The sequence below is a fragment of the Hoeflea sp. BAL378 genome (assembly GCF_000759435.1).
GTDB lineage: Bacteria > Pseudomonadota > Alphaproteobacteria > Rhizobiales > Rhizobiaceae > Hoeflea.
On sequence record NZ_JRJG01000134.1, the window covers coordinates 1 to 4,175 of the forward strand.

At 63.4% G+C, this 4,175-nt stretch carries 3 protein-coding genes; all 3 read right to left on the reverse strand.

Going from position 1 to position 4,175, the window contains the following annotated elements; genetic code table 11:
- On the reverse strand, positions 1-312 hold a 312-nt coding region (locus LL06_RS21980), incomplete at its 3' end, for a DnaJ domain-containing protein (RefSeq protein ID WP_035531967.1).
- A gap of 194 nt (positions 313-506) precedes the next feature.
- Positions 507-1,604: an acyltransferase gene (locus LL06_RS21985; protein ID WP_152599723.1), complete on the reverse strand. Its 1,098-nt coding sequence runs from the start codon at positions 1,602-1,604 to the stop codon at positions 507-509.
- Between the two features lie 235 nt (positions 1,605-1,839).
- Complete coding sequence (gene dnaK / locus LL06_RS21990) at positions 1,840-3,753, reverse strand: molecular chaperone DnaK (protein ID WP_035531970.1); 1,914 nt, start codon at positions 3,751-3,753, stop codon at positions 1,840-1,842.
- Positions 3,754-4,175 lie beyond the last annotated feature (422 nt).

Sequence of the window (4,175 nt, forward strand, 5' to 3'; positions counted from 1 at the left end):
GCCCATCATCTCGCCGAAAATATCCTCGAAGATGTCGGAGAAACCGCCGCCGGCAAAGCCGCCGCCCATTCCGCCGGGTCCGCCCTGTTCGAAGGCGGCGTGACCGAAGCGGTCATAGGCGGCCCGCTTCTGGGGATCCTTCAGGGTCTCGTAGGCCTCGTTGAGCTCCTTGAACTTGTGCTCGGCCGCGGCATCGCCGGGATTCTTGTCCGGGTGGTACTTCATGGCGAGTTTGCGGAAGGCGCTTTTCAGCTCCTTCTCATCCGCTCCGCGCGCCACACCAAGCGTTTCGTAAAAGTCTGGCTTGGCCATAGTATCCGTCAATCTCTCTTCCGGGAGCGTCCCTTGCGAGGCCGCAGGCTCGATGGACGCACAAGAACTCACACATGCCCCGCCTGATTGTCACCGGCCGGACCCGCGCCTGAACACGCTTGTGCGTCATGTAGTCACTCATCGAAAGAAATTCTAGCCCCCAATGGAGCGGAGAATCGGCAGGCGGTCCGGTTTCACGCCTGCTGCCGGGGGGACCGGCGACGCTGCACGAGGGCGGAGAGGCTCGTTTCCATCCACTTCCCGGCCGGCCGTTCGAAGCGGCGCGCCGACACCAGCGCCGTGGCGATGGTGAGCATCACCGGCAACGGCATGAACAGCCAGAAATAAGCCGCATCATCGCTGCCGATGACGCGCTTCCACAGCAGGGAATAGGCAAACAGCTCGATCACCGGGTGCCAGAGATAGACGCCGAAGGACACCGTGGCCACCGGCATGACCGGGTCGAGCCAGGCGGTCTCATCGTCACCGGTCCGGTCGGCCAGCGCCGCCAGGACGATGGCCACCCCGAACAGCGCCAGCACAAGGTAGATGTTGGCATCCGCGAACATGGCGACGAAGACGGTCGCCAGCATCCCCCAGGCGAGCCACTGGCAGCGCGGCGGCACCGTGAGCTTCCGGGTGATGACGCACAGCAGGGCGCCGAAGCTGAAATCCGCGGCGACCCGGTAGGCGGCCCACAATTTGGTGTTGAACCAGTGGTCATACTTGTCGGTGGCGCCGTGATCGGCGACTTCCAACGCGATGATGATGACGCCCACCAGCAGCGCCAGCCCGAGGGCGCGGCCGCGGGCGAAGGCAAACAGCACGAGCGGAAAGATCAGGTAGGCGAACCATTCGCCCGACAGCGACCAGGACACGTAATTGAAGGTCAATTCGGAATCGACGCCCCAGGCCTGGATCAGCAGCAAATTGGCGGGGAGGGCGCGAAGGTCGTAGCGCGTGTCCGCGCCCTGGGAGTCGAGCAGGCCCGCGTGCACCAAGAGCGCGAAGGCGACAAAGAACGACAGGGTGATCAAATGCAGCGGATACAGCCGGGACAGCCGCTTGATCAGAAAGCCGAGGTAATTTTCGCCGGTGTTGTCCATCCGGCCGTAATGTTCGAAGATCAGGAAGCCGGACATGATGAAGAACATGTCCAAAAGCGGCAGCATGTGCTCGAACCATGCGACCACCGGCTCCGGGTTCGGCGCGGAGTGGGAGAAGTGATAGGCCATCACCAGCATCGCGGCGAGAAGTCGCCAGACTCCGAACAATCTGTAGGTCTGTCTCACGCGATGCTCCCCTCACTGGGCCGGACCTGCTCCCCAGGGGAAAGCGGTTTTCCGGTCCGGCCTTCTTTTCCGGAGTCCCCGACCCGGTCTTGCTTCCGCCGGGGCGGAAGCCTTTGTTTCCGATTGCGGAATAAAGCCGCAAGGCGGAGCGGACAAGCAAAGCTTCAATTCATCGTAAACGCGAAAAGGGCCCCGCTGGGGGCCCTTTCCTGGAGTTTGGTGCTCAGTCCGGCTGTCAGGCCGACTTCTTCCGGTCGTCGTCGTCGTCCTTGACTTCCTCGAAATCGGCGTCGACGACCTTTTCGTCGCCGTCACCCTCGCTGTCGCCGGAGTCGGCCTGGCTCTGCTCATACATGGCCTGGCCGAGCTTCATGGAGACTTCCATCAGCGTCTGGCTCTTGGCCTGGATGTCCTCGGCGTCAGGCTGATCGGATTCCACGGCCGCCTTGAGGGCGGCAATGGCGTCGGCAATCGCCGTCCGGTCGGCTTCCGAGACCTTGTCGCCATAGTCCTTGAGCGACTGCTCCGAGGAATGCACAAGGCTTTCGCCCTGGTTCTTGGCCTCGACCACGGCGCGGCGCTTCTTGTCGGCCTCGGCGTTGAGCTCGGCTTCCTTGACCATGGCCTCGATCTCGGCGTCCGACAGGCCGCCCGAGGCCTGAATGCGGATCTGGTGCTCCTTGCCGGTGCCCTTGTCCTTGGCCGAGACGTTGACGATGCCGTTGGCGTCGATGTCGAAGGTCACCTCGATCTGCGGCACGCCGCGCGGGGCCGGCGGAATGCCGACGAGATCGAACTGGCCCAGCACCTTGTTGTCGGCGGCCATTTCGCGCTCGCCCTGGAAGACCCGGATCGTCACCGCGTTCTGATTGTCTTCGGCGGTGGAGAAGATCTGGCTCTTCTTGGTCGGGATCGTGGTGTTGCGGTCGATCAGGCGGGTGAAGACACCGCCCAGCGTCTCGATGCCGAGCGACAGCGGCGTCACGTCGAGCAGCAGCACGTCCTTGACGTCGCCCTGCAGCACGCCGGCCTGGATGGCGGCGCCCATGGCGACCACTTCATCCGGGTTGACGCCCTTGTGCGGCTCCTTGCCGAAGAACTGCTTCACCACTTCCTGGATCTTGGGCATGCGGGTCATGCCGCCGACCAGAACCACCTCGTCGATCTCGGCCGACTGAAGACCGGCATCCTTGAGCGCGGCCTTGCAGGGTCCGATCGTGCGCTGGACGAAATCATCGACCAGGCTCTCGAACTTGGAGCGGCTGAGCTTCATCGTCAGGTGCTTGGGGCCCGACGCATCGGCGGTGATGAAGGGCAGGTTGATTTCGGTCTGCGACGCGGAGGACAGCTCGATCTTGGCCTTCTCGGCGGCTTCCTTCAGGCGCTGCAGCGCGAGCTTGTCCTTGCGAAGGTCAATGCCCTGCTCCTTCTTGAACTCGTCGGCGAGATAGCCGACCAGGCGCATGTCGAAGTCTTCGCCGCCCAGGAACGTGTCGCCATTGGTCGACTTCACCTCGAACACGCCGTCGCCGATCTCGAGGATCGAGACGTCGAAGGTGCCGCCGCCAAGGTCGTAGACGGCGATGGTCTTGCCTTCGGTCTTGTCGAGGCCATAAGCGAGCGCTGCCGCGGTCGGCTCGTTGATGATGCGCAGCACTTCGAGGCCGGCGATCTTGCCCGCGTCCTTGGTGGCCTGGCGCTGGGCGTCGTTGAAGTAGGCGGGAACCGTGATGACGGCCTTCTCGACCTTTTCGCCGAGATAGGATTCAGCGGTTTCCTTCATCTTCTGAAGGATCATCGCGGAGATCTGGGCCGGGGAGTATTTGTCGCCATTGGCTTCCACCCAGGCGTCGCCATTGTCGCCGCGGACGATCTTGAAGGACACGAGTTCCTTGTCCTTGGCCACGGCCTTGTCTTCGTAGCGGCGGCCGATGAGGCGCTTGACCGCGAACAGGGTGTTTTCCGGATTGGTGACGGCCTGACGCTTGGCCGGCTGGCCAACCAGGCGCTCGCCGTCATCGTTGAAGGCCACCATAGACGGGGTGGTGCGGGCGCCTTCCGCGTTTTCGATCACGCGGGCGTCCTTGCCATCCATCACTGCGACGCAGGAGTTGGTGGTTCCGAGGTCGATACCGATTACTTTCGCCATATTACTTTCTCCTTGAAGCGAGCTGCCGGGACCCGGTCAGGCGTTCCATTCGACAGCCCCTAACGGGACATCACTGAAAACAGGACAATCTGGATCATCCGTTTCCGCCGCCAATCTCGGGGCCGCATCGTTACGGCGCCCGCCGGAAGCGTTGAGGCGTATATAAGAATGTCCCTTACAGACTGCAAGCGTCACCGATTGCCGAGATTCGCGGTGGGGGCCTGTTTTTGCGCGATAAAGCGGCGGAACCTGTTGCAATGCGCGGTTCCGCGGCCGGCACGGCGCTCCCGATCCCTGCCCGATCCACAGCTCCCGCCCCGCTAATTGCCCATCAGCAGATCGAGCAGCGTGGTGCGCTTGCCCTGCTCGGGCAGAGGCGCGCCGGCGCCGATGCCTGCGGGCGGGGTCGGGCCGCCCTGGCC

Excerpts from the sequence above, each read along its gene's own strand:
- dnaK (WP_035531970.1), bottom strand. The coding sequence starts at position 3,753 with ATGGCGAAAGTAATCGGTATCGACCTCGGAACCACCAACTCCTGCGTC.